The organism is Pseudoalteromonas sp. SM9913 (assembly GCF_000184065.1).
Lineage (GTDB): Bacteria > Pseudomonadota > Gammaproteobacteria > Enterobacterales > Alteromonadaceae > Pseudoalteromonas > Pseudoalteromonas tetraodonis.
Window position 1 is genome coordinate 1,402,902 of sequence record NC_014803.1, and the last position, 13,369, is coordinate 1,416,270.

Annotated in this window: 13 protein-coding genes; 6 read left to right on the forward strand and 7 right to left on the reverse strand. The window is 39.4% G+C overall.

The features are described 5' to 3' along the window. Positions 1-61 precede the first annotated feature (61 nt). Positions 62-1,111 carry a DUF3080 family protein gene (locus tag PSM_RS06420; protein ID WP_013464740.1) on the reverse strand — a complete coding sequence of 350 codons (1,050 nt, stop codon included), beginning with the start codon at positions 1,109-1,111 and terminating at the stop codon, positions 62-64. After that, positions 1,089-2,444, reverse strand: coding sequence for an MATE family efflux transporter (locus tag PSM_RS06425; protein WP_013464741.1), 1,356 nt, complete (start codon positions 2,442-2,444; stop codon positions 1,089-1,091). Before PSM_RS06425 ends, PSM_RS06420 begins: the two co-directional genes overlap by 23 nt. 192 nt (positions 2,445-2,636) lie before the next feature. On the opposite strand from PSM_RS06425, the gene PSM_RS06430 reads away from it, so the two are divergent. Beyond that, complete coding sequence (locus PSM_RS06430; protein WP_013464742.1) at positions 2,637-3,263, forward strand: riboflavin synthase; 627 nt, start codon at positions 2,637-2,639, stop codon at positions 3,261-3,263. On the opposite strand, the gene PSM_RS06435 is transcribed toward PSM_RS06430, so the two are convergent. Together PSM_RS06435 and PSM_RS06440 are read right to left on the reverse strand one after the other, a co-directional pair. Further along, positions 3,260-3,463: a CPXCG motif-containing cysteine-rich protein gene (locus PSM_RS06435; protein WP_008464077.1), complete on the reverse strand. Its 204-nt coding sequence runs from the start codon at positions 3,461-3,463 to the stop codon at positions 3,260-3,262. The genes PSM_RS06430 and PSM_RS06435 overlap by 4 nt on opposite strands. A gap of 213 nt (positions 3,464-3,676) precedes the next feature. Then, the gene (locus tag PSM_RS06440) at positions 3,677-4,546 is read right to left on the reverse strand and encodes a fructosamine kinase family protein (protein WP_013464743.1); all 870 of its coding nucleotides are present in this window, start codon (positions 4,544-4,546) and stop codon (positions 3,677-3,679) included. Between the two features lie 122 nt (positions 4,547-4,668). Here PSM_RS06440 and PSM_RS06445 point away from each other — a divergent pair, with 122 nt between their 5' ends. Beyond that, complete coding sequence (locus tag PSM_RS06445; protein WP_013464744.1) at positions 4,669-5,361, forward strand: hypothetical protein; 693 nt, start codon at positions 4,669-4,671, stop codon at positions 5,359-5,361. Positions 5,362-5,458: 97 nt separating this feature from the next. Here PSM_RS06445 and PSM_RS06450 read toward each other — a convergent pair whose 3' ends face one another. Then, positions 5,459-5,821, reverse strand: a complete 363-nt coding sequence (locus tag PSM_RS06450; RefSeq protein WP_008465151.1) for a DUF3718 domain-containing protein — start codon at positions 5,819-5,821, stop codon at positions 5,459-5,461. A 443-nt stretch (positions 5,822-6,264) separates the two neighbouring features. Here PSM_RS06450 and PSM_RS06455 point away from each other — a divergent pair, with 443 nt between their 5' ends. The 3 genes from PSM_RS06455 to PSM_RS06465 all read left to right on the forward strand — a co-directional run bounded on the left by PSM_RS06455 (position 6,265) and on the right by PSM_RS06465 (position 9,787). Beyond that, entirely contained in the window at positions 6,265-7,050 is a 786-nt protein-coding gene (locus PSM_RS06455; protein WP_013464747.1) for a hypothetical protein, read from the forward strand. Positions 7,051-7,150: 100 nt separating this feature from the next. Continuing rightward, a complete protein-coding gene (locus PSM_RS06460) occupies positions 7,151-8,533 on the forward strand; it encodes an amidohydrolase (protein WP_013464748.1) in 1,383 nt (460 codons plus the stop codon). A 12-nt stretch (positions 8,534-8,545) separates the two neighbouring features. After that, a complete protein-coding gene (locus PSM_RS06465) occupies positions 8,546-9,787 on the forward strand; it encodes an amidohydrolase family protein (RefSeq protein ID WP_013464749.1) in 1,242 nt (413 codons plus the stop codon). A 158-nt stretch (positions 9,788-9,945) separates the two neighbouring features. On the opposite strand, the gene PSM_RS06470 is transcribed toward PSM_RS06465, so the two are convergent. Together PSM_RS06470 and cspD are read right to left on the reverse strand one after the other, a co-directional pair. Beyond that, complete coding sequence (locus PSM_RS06470) at positions 9,946-12,168, reverse strand: NADP-dependent isocitrate dehydrogenase (protein ID WP_013464750.1); 2,223 nt, start codon at positions 12,166-12,168, stop codon at positions 9,946-9,948. Between the two features lie 453 nt (positions 12,169-12,621). Continuing rightward, entirely contained in the window at positions 12,622-12,840 is a 219-nt protein-coding gene (gene cspD, locus PSM_RS06475) for a cold shock domain-containing protein CspD (RefSeq protein ID WP_013464751.1), read from the reverse strand. A gap of 209 nt (positions 12,841-13,049) precedes the next feature. Between cspD and clpS the strand changes: the two genes are divergently transcribed. Beyond that, positions 13,050-13,358, forward strand: coding sequence for an ATP-dependent Clp protease adapter ClpS (gene clpS / locus PSM_RS06480; protein ID WP_008110102.1), 309 nt, complete (start codon positions 13,050-13,052; stop codon positions 13,356-13,358). Positions 13,359-13,369 lie beyond the last annotated feature (11 nt).

The following is a 13,369-nucleotide window of genomic DNA, read 5'->3' on the forward strand; positions in this document are numbered from 1 at the left end:
GCGTGATGAGTGGTGAATCAAGCATGTTTATGGTTTTTAAGTTTATTTGCCGTTTTTTTATTCATATTGGACTGATTTCGCACGTTTTATAAAATTTTTGCCACCAGATAACATGCTCTTTTGCTGACGCTTTTAGCTGAGAGAGTAAGTTGTTAGAATTTGGGTCAAGTAGGGCATTTACCGCTTCACTACTCACTGCTTGATTAAACCATAGCTGCATATAAAGCGGCTGCAATGTTTCTAAATACCCGCTCAGCTGTGCTTGATAAGGCTGTATTTGTTTTAAATAATATTTATTAAATATATTACTGACAATTTTAGCCTGCTGCTTGTTTTTCCCTTTAGGGCAGATATCTTCTACTACTAATGAATTTACAAACTGGGTTGCTGTATGATTTAAGCTAATTTGTTCTCGCGCAGCTTGAATAAGCTGTTGGTCAAATTTGTATCTGTTGAGCGGTTCAAGCGCTGACAAAATATCATCGCTGTTTATTGCCATACTCTTTTTCGTTTCTATTTGGTGTTTTATGGTAGTTAGCTTTTTAAGCGCCTCAACTGTGTCGCTAAACCCAGCTGGTTGGGTGCTGAGTTCTTGGCCAGTAAGCTGCCAAGTGCTGCTCAGTTCAGGTTCACTATATAAAACATTATTAAAATAATGAGCGAGTTGAGTTTGTTTTTGGGTTTTTGCCGCTGCAATTTTACTGTGAACGTTGCTTTGTTTATCTAAGGTGTTTAAACAGTTTTGCGCGCTTTGAATAAAATCTATTTGGTATTTCAATTGGCTAGCAGCGGTGGCTGTTTTGCCTAATTGATTATTATGCTCGCTTATCAGAACGTTAAGTTTACATTGGCTAATACCAGCTAGTTCAGTTATGCCAATTTTAATGGTAGGTTGCAACGCTTCAACAGGCTCTACTAAGGCTAATTGTTGCAGTGGCTTTGTGTGTGGCTCAGGCGTTTGTAAGGTATTACTCAAGCGAGACAAATAGGTTTTATTTGCCTCACTGGGCTGCTCTGAGCAGCCCAAAAGCACCATACAACACGCCGCCAATAACCAATTAAGCGGCAGTTTGGTATAGATTGATTGTTTAAGTGAGAATAAATGGTTCACGTTTAAATCGCCTATGAACGGTCAGCATCAGTAGTATAGCTGCAACTGATAAGCCAACGATAATGCCTATCCAAAAACCATGCGGGCCCATTGCTGGCACTATCATGTCTGTTCTTGCTAATACGTAGCCTAAACTAAAGCCGATTAACCAATAAGAAATAAAAGTGATATACGAAATCGGCGCTGTGTGTTTTAAACCACGTAAAATACCGTTTGCAGCTACTTGTAATGCATCAGGAAGTTGGTAAATACAGGCTAAAATCATAATTGATGAAGCAAGCGCAAGTACCGCAGGGCTATCGCTATATAACTGGCTAATCACATCACGCCCTATAAATGTAATAAAAGCGATAAACAACGCAACCATAGCCGCCATAATATAACTTGTCGATACCGCTACTTTTAATTGATCTAAATGATTTTGCCCAAATAAATTACCAATTCGTATGCTAATGGCAATTGAGAGGCTCAGAGGCATCATAAATAATAATGCAGTCACACTGGCTGCAATTTGATGGCCAGACACAGCCACCGCACCCAAATGCGCAATAAACAGGGGAATACAGGCAAACAAGGTCACTTCAAAAAAAGTAGCGAGTGAAATAGGAATACCGAGTTTGGTAATAATACCAATGGTTTTAAAATTGGGTTTTTCAAAGCCAGTTAATAAGCCTTTGGCATCTATTTTTTTACTCAGCTGGCAATAAGTAACTTGAGCAATAGCCATTACAGTAAATACCAGTGCGGTGGCAATACCACAGCCAGCGCCCCCAAATGCTGGCAGACCAAATAAGCCCTTAATAAAAATATAATTGAGTGGAATATTTACCGCAAGCCCGAGTAGGCTGATATAAAATGCAGGCTTGGTCATACCCATGCCTTCGGTCATATTTCTATACACGGTAAAAATTAAAAAACCAAATACACCCCATTTAACAAAATGAATGTAATCAAAAGCAAGTCCCGCAATCGCCGGGCTAGTATCAAGCTGTAAAATAACGGTATTGGCAAGCTGGGCAGCACAAAAACCTGCAATACTCAAAAGGAGCGTTAAATAAAGCGCTTGCTGAAAATAATGGCTAATGCCGTTGCGATCTTTAGCACCCGCAAATTGAGCAATGACTCCCGTTAGGGCTAATAGAATACCTTGTATTGCTAATAAAATTGGGTTCCATATTCCTGTAGCAATTGAGAGGGCAGCGAGATCGGTTGGACTCACTTGTCCGGCCATAATGGTATCAACCACTGACATTAATACTAAGGTCACTTGTGCTAAAAAAACGGGAAAGGCGAGGGAAAGTAAACGTTTAGCTTCCCAACTACAAAAAGTCATAAAAAACAGCTATTCAGAAAAACATGGGCGCATTGTAATCTATTGTGATTGCTCTATCTATGTAGACAATCAGCGAATCTATTAAATTGCTGCATAAGCTTACTTTTGTTGCGAATAAAAGTGCTATTAAGTGAATTATTTTAGCGATTGATACGTTAAACTAGCACTTTGTTAGAAAGAGAAGCGATTTTTATGTTTACCGGTATTATTCAAACTCAAGCAACAGTAGTCTCTAGAACCCATACGCAGGGTGTATTACGTTTAGTCGTTTCTGTTAATGAGCAATACGTAAAGCATTTAGACTTAGGTGCTAGCATCGCTATAAATGGTTGCTGCTTAACGGTAGTTAAAGTAGAGCTTAGTAATCAAGATGTGGTGGCTCAAGTGCATTTTGATGTTATTGACGAAACTTTGCAGCTTACTAACCTTGGACAACTGGAATTGGGTAGTTTAGTCAATTACGAGCGTTCGGTGTCGTTTGGTACTGAGCTGGGTGGGCACATAGTCTCTGGTCATATTCATTGTACTGCCAAAATAGTGCAAATAGTTAAACTAGAAAATAACTACAAAATACAGCTTAGCCTGCCACAAAAATGGCAAAGATATGTGTTATACAAAGGGTTTGTATCTATTAATGGCGCCAGTTTAACGGTTGGCAATATTGATGAGCATGGCTTTTGGTTACACTTAATACCAGAAACACTCGATATTACTAATTTAGGTGCAGCTGTTGTAGGTGATGAATTTAATATAGAAGTTGATCAGCAAACATACACTATTATAAACACCGTCGAAAACTACATGCGCCAACATAGCTAAAATATTTGTTCGTCATCGCTGTCCACGTGTAACTCTAACTTATTACGTGCATAGTCTATATGCATATTTAAGTGAATTAGATTACAGCAAGCACTGCATTCTTCATAGTAGTCTTGGTCGCCCATACTGGCATCAAGGTCTAAATGAATATGGTGTCCACAATGTGGGCAGGCGATACGTTGTGATAAAAAGTCTTTCATAACACCCCCTTAAAAATTAAGTTATTTTACCTAGATAGCACATAACGGCTTAATACTAAGTAGCTTGAACTCTGACTAAATGATTTACTCATATTGAGCTATCAACAGTGATTTATTACAAATAAATTCAATGCAATTAGCCCTAAAAATAACGCTTGAATAGATTTATTTTGTAGAGTTCAAGTATAAGTATAGTGCTTATATTTTGTTTACTCATTTATTTAAGTTTAGTAGTTTTTCAACGTGTTCTTTTGCCTGATTTAGGTAATGGCCTGCATAAATATTGGCATGGTTCAAAATAGGGTAAAGCTGATAAATAAGCTTACGATGTTGGTAGTTCTGAGAGAGTGGATAATGATGATCATAGGCGCTATAAAATTCATCGGGTAATGGAGCAAAAAATTCACTCATAGCAATATCGACCTCTCGATCACCGTAATAGCAGGCAGGGTCAAATAGGGTCGGAATATTATTTACAAATCCCATGTTTCCGCGCCAAAAGTCGCCATGTAATAATGAGGGCAAAACATGATGATTATGCAGTTGCTCTTTTACTAAATTTATCAGTTGTTCGGGGTCTGCCAGCACAATGTCTTTTTCAGCTAATAGCTGTAATTGCCAACCAATACGTTCTTCTGCAAAAAATACATCCCATTTTTTATGCCATTGATTTGGTTGAGGCGTAGAGCTTAAATAATTGTCTGTATCAAAACCAAACATCGCTTGCTCGTGTTTTTGATGCAACATGGCAAGGTGTTCACCCATCGTTGACCAATGCGTGTGGGGAAGGTCATCAAGTGTAAGCCATTCTAATACAATAAACGCATATTCTATATTGGCGCCAGTTGTAATACAGTCGGGCACCATAAATATACTGTTTTGAGTGAGTTGTTTTAAGCCCTGTGCTTGTGCTTCAAAGCGATCAAGCTCATTTTTTTGCGCAATTTTAACTAAATAATTGTGCTTGCCATCACTTATATGGAAAAGCTTATCGGTTGATGTGTTTTGCAACTGACGTTTATGGGTGTGTTTAAAATCGTAATGGATAGCTTGGCTGATCTGTTGATTGATTGTTTTCCACATAACAATTGCTCACCTTTTAAACCTATAAATAAACTATGGCAAAAAGGGATTAAATAAACAAATTAATCGGTGTAAAATTAAGACTATCAATTTCTGATACAAATCACTGAAACGGAATAAAAATGAATAAAAGTTTTATCACTAACTTATTGGCAGCGTGTTGTGTTGTTATTGGTTTTGTATTTGATCAAGCCATTGTACTTTCGGTGGGCTTATTTGCACTCTCTGGTGCGGTTACAAACTTACTCGCTATTCATATGCTATTTGAAAAAGTCCCGTTTTTATATGGATCGGGGGTGATTGCGCTCAAGTTTGAAAGCTTTAAAGTAGCTATAAGAAATTTAATACTTACGGAGTTCTTTTCTGAGCATAAAATAGATAAGCTTCTAAGCAAGGCGCAGCCAACGATAGACTTTGAATCGGTAATTGAAAAGGTAGATTTAAATCCTGCTTTCGATAATTTATTAGTGGTGATAGAGCAATCACAATTTGGCAGCATGCTGGCAATGTTTGGCGGTACAGAGGCGGTAGAGCCAATGCGAGAAAAATTTATCGAAAAAATGCAATTATCACTGGTACAAATAAGCGACACCGACGATTTTAAAATGCTACTAAGCGACATGCTTACTCAAGGAAATAACGCGGAAAGCTTACATAATACGGTACTTAAATTAGTGGATGAACGCCTAGATGAACTCACCCCTAAAATGGTAAAAGAAATTATTCAAACCATGATCCGTGAGCATTTAGGTTGGCTCGTTGTATGGGGTGGGGTATTTGGTGGCTTGTTTGGTTTGTTGGCAGCGCTTATTTAATAATAAATACACGTTAAGCAGGTACTAAGCCCTGCTTAACGTGTTTGATTCGTGTAAATTGAACGTATTAAAACCGATTTCCTAGTCATAATTTAGGTTATTTAGATCCCGCCATAATAACCACCATCAGTTTATTTACCTTTGCCAAATCCCTTATTGATGTGCTGGTGGTAGCCTCAATATTGAAAAAGCGTGCAGATTTGTCTAAATCATAAAGCGCTACAAAATCATTCATTGATAAATCATTGCAGCGTAATTTTTTGCCAATTACATGCTTGTTGGTATGGAGCTCTTTAATTGTTTTGTGCAGTGTCAGTTGTTTGTTAGATGCAACGGCCATGCAAACTTGTGTACCGGGTGATGAATCAGCGGCAACAAAAGTGGTTGCCATTACAGGCGCTGTTAATGTTGCTGCGCCCAATAATACAGTTGAATATAGAGTTGCTTTGAAAGAAATCATAGTATTTGCCTCTTTGTTTATGTGCAACTTAAGTATTGCTTAATGTAGCCAGCATGTTGTTAACTGAATGGGGCAAGCTGTAAGAAGATGTGTATATAAATCGTGCAATTTTGTAGGTGTATGAAAAGTTGTTCATAAGTAACCTGAACTATGGATAATAAATCTATCTCAAGCAGCTATTTTCAGCGCTAACTGCGTTGAATTTACTTGAAATAGGCCCACTATTGACGCGAAAATTCGCCTTGTTTTCACTGTAAATTTCTGGCTGGAGAAAACGAACTAAATTATTGATATAATTCAATATATTATTAAATCTCTTAACCAAAGTTCAGGTTAAGTAATTTATTTTTGACACACTTTAGCGTTTTCATACTGAAATATTTTTTCAGACTGTTATTATCGCGCCCTAAATTTGTGGCATTTTATATTTTTGGAGCGCAATTGTGAATAAAACGTTAGCCAGTTACTACCAGCAAGCTTATGCGTGTGAGCAACAGCATTTTAACCAATGTTTTTATTGCGGGTGTGAGGCAACAGAGCGCGATCATTGCCCACCATTGCACATGTTACAAAGTATTATTGATTTAGGCGAAGAAGCAGATTTTGTTGCTATTGCGGCTTGTTATGAATGCCATGCATTACTTCATAATGAACGCTTAATGACCATTGATGAGCGTTTTAGTAAGCTTAAAAAGAAACTATCAAATAAATACGCCAAGCCCTTACGTGTGTACAACATGTGGGAAGAAAGCGAGCTTGGCGACATGAGCGATGAATTTGCGCACAGCATTCAAGCGGGCATGAAACTCGGTAAAGAAGCGGCTGAGCGACTCGCCTTTACAGGGTTTAGTTATGCCACTGAAGAAGCGCGCGTTACGGTGCGCGAAAAAACCAAAGAGTTTGATGTAGAAGGCACCGTATTTACCGACTTTAAAGAAGCGCTTAACTATTGCATTACTGTATTAAAAGTACAAAAAAGTGATTTTTATAAAATTTTAGTCGAGGATTATCAAGGCGATTTTAATAAGGCATTGAGCCAATACAGGCATCGTCATGATAAAGTCACTGCCGCAAAAGATGGTAATACATTAATTAAAGATTTTTCAAAATTACATAAGCAAAATTCGGATTTTGTAACCCGAACGGTTAAACACTTTATTAGTAAAGATCCATCGCTCACCACTGAAGGGGCACTGGATAAGCTTTATAACAATTATATAAAAAAATAATTACAGAAACTCACCTTAAATAACCGCCTTTTCACCTGTTTTTTTAGCTTTATGCGTTTGCTTTCGCTAAAGTAGTAAAAAAACAGGAGAACCTAAAAACATGCAAAAATTTGCTCCCTCATTGTTAGCTGTTGGTTTAGCAGCGGCTCTTGTTGGTTGCCAAGAAAGCGGCCCGCAAGATGCAAAAGTAACCATTAATAAAAACCCATACCCAAGTACTTATCAACCCGTTGCTACATCAAGCACATTAATTACCAATGCCACTGTATTAACGGGCACGGGTGAGCGTTTAGATGAAGCCGATGTATTACTTGTTGATGGTAAAGTACAGCAAGTTGGTAAAGATTTAACCGCTAACGCAGACACCACTATCGATGCGCAAGGCAAATGGGTAACACCAGGTATTATTGATGTTCACTCTCATTTAGGTGCTTATCCAAATCCGTCGGTTGAGTCTCACCAAGATGGCAACGAAATGACTAGCCCAAATACAGCAGAAGTATGGGTTGAGCATTCAATTTGGCCACAAGATCCAGGTTTTAATCGCGCACGTGAAGGCGGTATTACCTCGTTACAAATTTTACCAGGTTCAGCTAATTTATTTGGTGGACGTGGCGTTACCCTTAAAAATGTACCGGCTCACACCATGCAAGGGATGAAGTTTCCTGATGCACCATACGGTTTAAAAATGGCGTGTGGTGAAAACCCTAAACGCGTTTATGGCCGTAAAGGTGAATTACCGATGACACGTATGGGTAATATGGCAGGCTATCGCACAGCTTGGATTGGCGCTCAAGAGTACAAACGTGCTTGGGACAAATACGATGCTGATTACGCTGCGGGTAAAAACCCAGAAGCTCCACACCGCGATATTAAATACGATACCCTTCGCGGTGTTTTAGAAGGTGAGGTTCGTATTCACAATCACTGTTATAAAGCTGAAGAAATGGCGATGATGATCGACCTTTCTAAAGAGTTTAATTACCATGCGGGTACATTCCATCACGGTATTGAAGCCTATAAAATCGCAGATTTACTGGCTGAAAATGGCTCGTGTGCAGCACTTTGGCCAGACTGGTGGGGCTTTAAAATGGAAGCCTACGATATGGTACAAGAGAACGTAGCGATTGTTGATGCAGTTAAAAACTCATGTGCCGTTGTGCATTCAGACTCAGACACGACCATTCAGCGCTTAAATCAAGAAGCCGCAAAAGTAATGTACAGTGCAAACCAAAATGGTTTTGATATTTCTGAGCAGTATGCAATTAAGTGGATCACGGCTAATGCCGCTAAATCACTCGGCATTGAAGATAAAACAGGCTCACTTGAAGCAGGTAAACAAGCTGATGTGGTTATTTGGAATCAAAGCCCATTTAGCGTTTACGCAAAAGCAGAGCAAGTGTTTGTTGATGGCGCAAAAGTTTACGATAGAAACGATAGCGCATTCCAAGCACAAAGTGATTTTATGTTAGGTCAACAATAAGGAGCACCCAGAATGAAAAAATTATCACGTTCGTTTTCGCTTTCTCTGGTTGCTGCAGGGTTACTAGCATCGGGTGCGGTGAGCGCTCAATCTCTTGCTATAATTAACGCAACACTGCATACATCCTCAGATCAAGGCGTATTAGAGTCTGCCAGCATCGTAATGAATGATGGCAAAATCACTGCAATTAATCCTAGCGATGTTAAAGCAGATAAAATTATTGATGCCAAAGGTCAAATCGTGACCCCTGGTTTTATTGCCACTGTAAATCAACTTGGTTTAGTTGAAGTAGGTGCGGTTGCGGGCTCTCGCGATGCGGGAGAAGAAAAAGCAGGTATTGATTTTGATGCAAGCTTGGCATTTAACCCTCGTTCAAGCCTAATCCCTTATGCACGTAAAGGCGGTGTTACTCGCGATTTGATCACCCCGTACGGCGGTGACAGCATATTTGCAGGCCTTGCCAGTGTGGTGGATTTAAGCGGCAGCTTTGAAAGCGTAAACAAAAAGCAAGCGGCATTAGTGGTTCATTTGGGTGAGCGAAGCAAAGGCTCTCGTGCATTTACATTGCAAACACTGATCAATAAGTTAGATGAGCACCAAACTAAAGCAAGCAAAGAAGCTAAAAAAGACGATGCTAAGCCAAGTGCTGAAGATAAAATAATGGCTAAAGTACTAAAAGGCGATATGCCATTACTAATTAGTGTGTCGCGTGCATCGGATATTGTTGAACTTATAAAAGTGAAACAGCAGTTTGGGGTAAATATTGTTCTTAATGGTGCGCAAGATGCCGTTGTAGTTAAAGATCGAATCGCAAAAGCGGGTATTCCTGTGATCATCAGTGCAATGGATAACTTACCAGGCAGTTTTGATTCATTACATGCAAGCCTAAATAATGCCGGCATACTAGAAAAAGCCGGTGTTAAAGTACTTTTAACTGTGGGTGGCGATGCCAGTCATAATGTTTACCAGCTCCGCTATGATGCCGGTAATGCAGTGTCTTACGGTATGAGCCAGCAAGGCGCATTAAAAGCGATGACTTCAAATGTGGCTGATGTATTTGGTATTAATGCTGGTAGCTTAGAAGTGGGTAAAGCCGCTGATGTTGTAATGTGGAGTAATGACCCGTTTGAGCTGAGCAGCCACGTAAATAAAATGTTTATTAATGGGGTTGAGGTAAGTACTGAATCTCGTCAAGATAAACTGCGTGAGCGCTATACAACAGAATCAAACATGCCACGTGCATACACTAAATAAACTTGTTTAGTTGAATATAAAAGGCCGCATTAGCGGCCTTTTTTATGAACAGCTTTTACTTATACCAATCTGCAAAGTAAACCACTTAAATAAGCGAATTGGTATTAGGCACAAAAAAAAGGCGCTCTTTGGAGCGCCTTTTCATTCATTTAATGGATTTATACCAGTTTAGATAAAATCTCGTTAAATGTTGTGCTTGGGCGCATTGCTTTAAAAGCTGCATCGTCATTTGGCTGGAAGTATCCGCCAATGTCCATTGCTGGGCCCTGTGCATCGTTTAGCTCGCTAACAATTTGCTCTTTGTTAGTTTCAAGGTCGCTAGCAATTTGCGTAAACTGCGCTTTAAGCTCGCTGTCATCATTTTGCTTAGCAAGTTCTTGTGCCCAGAATAAAGATAAGAAGAAATGAGAACCACGGTTATCAATCTCTTTTACTTTACGTGAAGGCGACTTGTTTTCAGCTAAGAATGTGCCGGTAGCTTTATCAAGTGTATCTGCAAGTACTTGTGCTTTTTTGTTACCTGTTGTTGTGCTTAGGTGCTCAAGTGACGCAGCAAGTGCTAAGAATTCACCTAAAGAATCCCAACGTAAGTGGTTTTCTTTCTCAAATTGTTGAACGTGCTTAGGAGCAGAGCCACCCGCACCAGTTTCAAATAAACCACCGCCATTCATTAGTGGCACAATTGAAAGCATTTTAGCACTAGTACCCAATTCTAAAATTGGGAATAAATCTGTTAAGTAATCACGTAACACGTTACCCGTTACAGAAATTGTGTCTTTACCTTCTTTGATGCGTGCTAGTGAGAACAAGGTTGCATCCATTGGCGATAAAATTTGAATATCTAGGCCAGCAGTGTCGTGATCTGGCAGGTATTTATTTACTTTTTTGATTAGCTCAGCATCGTGTGCACGTTCTGCATCTAACCAGAAAATAGCCGGATTACCTGTTGCGCGAGCGCGGTTTACTGCAAGTTTAACCCAATCTTGAATAGGTGCATCTTTAACCTGACACATGCGCCAGATATCGCCTTTCTCAACACTGTGCTCAAGTAACGTATTACCGTTTGTGTCTACAACACGGATAGTACCGTCAGCTTTTGCTTCAAATGTTTTATCGTGTGAGCCGTACTCTTCTGCTTTTTGAGCCATAAGGCCAACGTTTGGTACGCTACCCATAGTCGTAGGATCAAATGCACCGTGCTCTTTACAAAAATCAATCGTTGCTTGGTAAACGCCAGAGTAACAACGATCTGGAATTACAAAGCTTGTGTCTTGTAATTTATCGTCTTTATTCCACATTTGACCGCTTGAACGAATTGCAGCAGGCATAGAGGCATCGATGATCACATCACTTGGTACGTGTAAGTTTGTAATACCACGATGAGAATCAACCATTGCGATAGCAGGGCGGTCAGCGTAAACAGCTTGAATGTCAGCTTCAATTTCTTCGCGCTTAGCGTCATCTAAAGTTTGAATTTTAGAGTACACATCGCCTAAACCGTTATTTACATCAACACCTAGCTCTTCAAAAAGTGCACCGTGTTTTGCAAAAACGTCTTTGTAAAATACTTTTACAGCGTGACCAAAGATGATTGGATCAGATACTTTCATCATGGTCGCTTTCATATGAAGCGAAAATAACACGCCTTTTTCTTTAGCTGCATTAATTTCAGCTTCAAGGAATGCTTGTAATTTTGCAGCACTAATACGTGATGCATCAATAACTTCACCAGCAAGTAGCGGTGTGCTTTGCTTAAGTACAGTGATATCGCCATTAGCCGCTACGTGTTCAATACGAACATCCGTTGCTTCATCAACAGTTAGTGATTGCTCTGAACCAAAGAAGTCACCTTCTTCCATGCTTGCAACATAAGACTGTGAATCTTTGCTCCATGCCCCCATTGAATGTGGGTTATTACGTGCATATTCTTTTACTGAACTTGGTGCGCGACGGTCAGAGTTACCTTCACGAAGTACAGGGTTTACTGCACTGCCTTTAATTTTGTCATAGGCGGCTTGAATCGCTTTTTCTTCATCGTTTTTAGGTTCTACAGGGTATTCTGGAAGTGCATAACCTTTTTCTTGAAGCTCTTTAATTACAGCGCGAAGTTGTGGAACTGAGGCACTGATGTTCGGTAATTTAATGATATTAGCTTCTGGTGTTTTCGCCATTTCGCCAAGTTCTGCAAGTGCATCACCAATGCGTTGTTCTTCTGTTAGGTAATCCGGGAAGCTCGCAATAACACGACCAGCGAGTGAGATGTCGCGTGTTTCAACTTCAACACCTGCCGCATTTGTGTACGCTTGGATAATTGGTAACAACGAATACGTTGCTAATGCCGGAGCTTCGTCCGTTTTTGTATAGATAATTTTTGATGTCATCATCATTCCTAGATAGTAGGCCGCATTGGCCAAATTCAACAATGCAAAGAAATCATCGCCTAATACCTTATAAATAAAGTATTAATGTATGCAATGAGTAGTCTGTTAGGTGTTGGTACTCGTATAACCTAAACAAGGTAAGAATAATCACACCTGACGGACTAGTGTCTTTTATAACTAAAATTTATGTAAATCTAAACTAGCCATTAGGCTAAAGTAATTACGTTTTACAGGATAAAGAGTGTAACAAGCTTGGCTAAAAAGGGCTAGGATTACGCGCCAAACGCCAGCAGTTAAACATCTAATAATGAAATTATTGGGGTAGATAAAATAAAATCAAGGAGTGGGGTTGAATTAACGAACAATGAAGCAATTAATATAGAAGTGGTTAGGGGTTTTAGGGAATTAAGCGAGGATCTAAATAGGTCGCTCGCTTTAGTCTCATATTTACAATCACTCTAAAATATCGCCGTTAGGGGCTATATTAGTAGCGTGTAGACCTTTAGGGCCTTGTTGTAATTCGAAGGTAACATCTTGACCAGCTTTAAGCGTCTTGTATCCGTCCATTACAATAGTGGAGTAATGAGCAAAAATGTCGTTCTCGCAACCGTCTTCTACGATGAAACCAAAACCTTTGGCGTTGTTGAACCATTTGACTTTACCACAAGCCATACTTCTACATCCTTCTATAAGTTGACTAATTTAGTTATCCTAAACTGTATTGTTTGCTAGACTGACTAAGGTTTAATCAATCACCATTTGACTGTAGTTTATTTAAGCAACCAGTCAAGTGTTTTGGGTTATTTTTTAACATTTTATTTATTTTTTTATTCAAGTTTGCTTGAGTTACAAAGACAAGACTATATTTAATTATGAGTGGTATGAAAGATTCTGGTGTTATCGACACCGTTCGCGATAGTGAAAAGCAAAAGTTGCAGCCACCGCGAAAATATAAAGTTGTGTTAAACAACGATGATTACACGCCGATGGATTTTGTAATTGAGATCTTGATGACGTTTTTTAATATGGATAGCGATAGAGCAACTGATGTGATGCTGCAAATACATCAGCAAGGTAAGGGCATTTGTGGTGTTTACAGCGCCGATGTAGCACATACCAAGGCTGAGCAAGTTAACCGCTACTCAAGGGATAACGAGCATCCACTGCTATGTAGTTGTGAGCAGGAATAAATACCACAAAG

What these genes read in the sequence shown, in the direction of transcription:
- PSM_RS06425 (WP_013464741.1), bottom strand. Translation starts at nt 2,444, where the DNA reads ATGACTTTTTGTAGTTGGGAAGCTAAACGTTTACTTTCCCTCGCCTTT.
- PSM_RS06430 (WP_013464742.1), top strand. Translation starts at nt 2,637, where the DNA reads ATGTTTACCGGTATTATTCAAACTCAAGCAACAGTAGTCTCTAGAACC.
- PSM_RS06435 (WP_008464077.1), bottom strand. Translation starts at nt 3,463, where the DNA reads ATGAAAGACTTTTTATCACAACGTATCGCCTGCCCACATTGTGGACAC.
- PSM_RS06440 (WP_013464743.1), bottom strand. Translation starts at nt 4,546, where the DNA reads ATGTGGAAAACAATCAATCAACAGATCAGCCAAGCTATCCATTACGAT.
- PSM_RS06445 (WP_013464744.1), top strand. Translation starts at nt 4,669, where the DNA reads ATGAATAAAAGTTTTATCACTAACTTATTGGCAGCGTGTTGTGTTGTT.
- PSM_RS06450 (WP_008465151.1), bottom strand. Translation starts at nt 5,821, where the DNA reads ATGATTTCTTTCAAAGCAACTCTATATTCAACTGTATTATTGGGCGCA.
- PSM_RS06460 (WP_013464748.1), top strand. Translation starts at nt 7,151, where the DNA reads ATGCAAAAATTTGCTCCCTCATTGTTAGCTGTTGGTTTAGCAGCGGCT.
- PSM_RS06465 (WP_013464749.1), top strand. Translation starts at nt 8,546, where the DNA reads ATGAAAAAATTATCACGTTCGTTTTCGCTTTCTCTGGTTGCTGCAGGG.
- PSM_RS06470 (WP_013464750.1), bottom strand. Translation starts at nt 12,168, where the DNA reads ATGACATCAAAAATTATCTATACAAAAACGGACGAAGCTCCGGCATTA.
- cspD (WP_013464751.1), bottom strand. Translation starts at nt 12,840, where the DNA reads ATGGCTTGTGGTAAAGTCAAATGGTTCAACAACGCCAAAGGTTTTGGT.
- clpS (WP_008110102.1), top strand. Translation starts at nt 13,050, where the DNA reads ATGAAAGATTCTGGTGTTATCGACACCGTTCGCGATAGTGAAAAGCAA.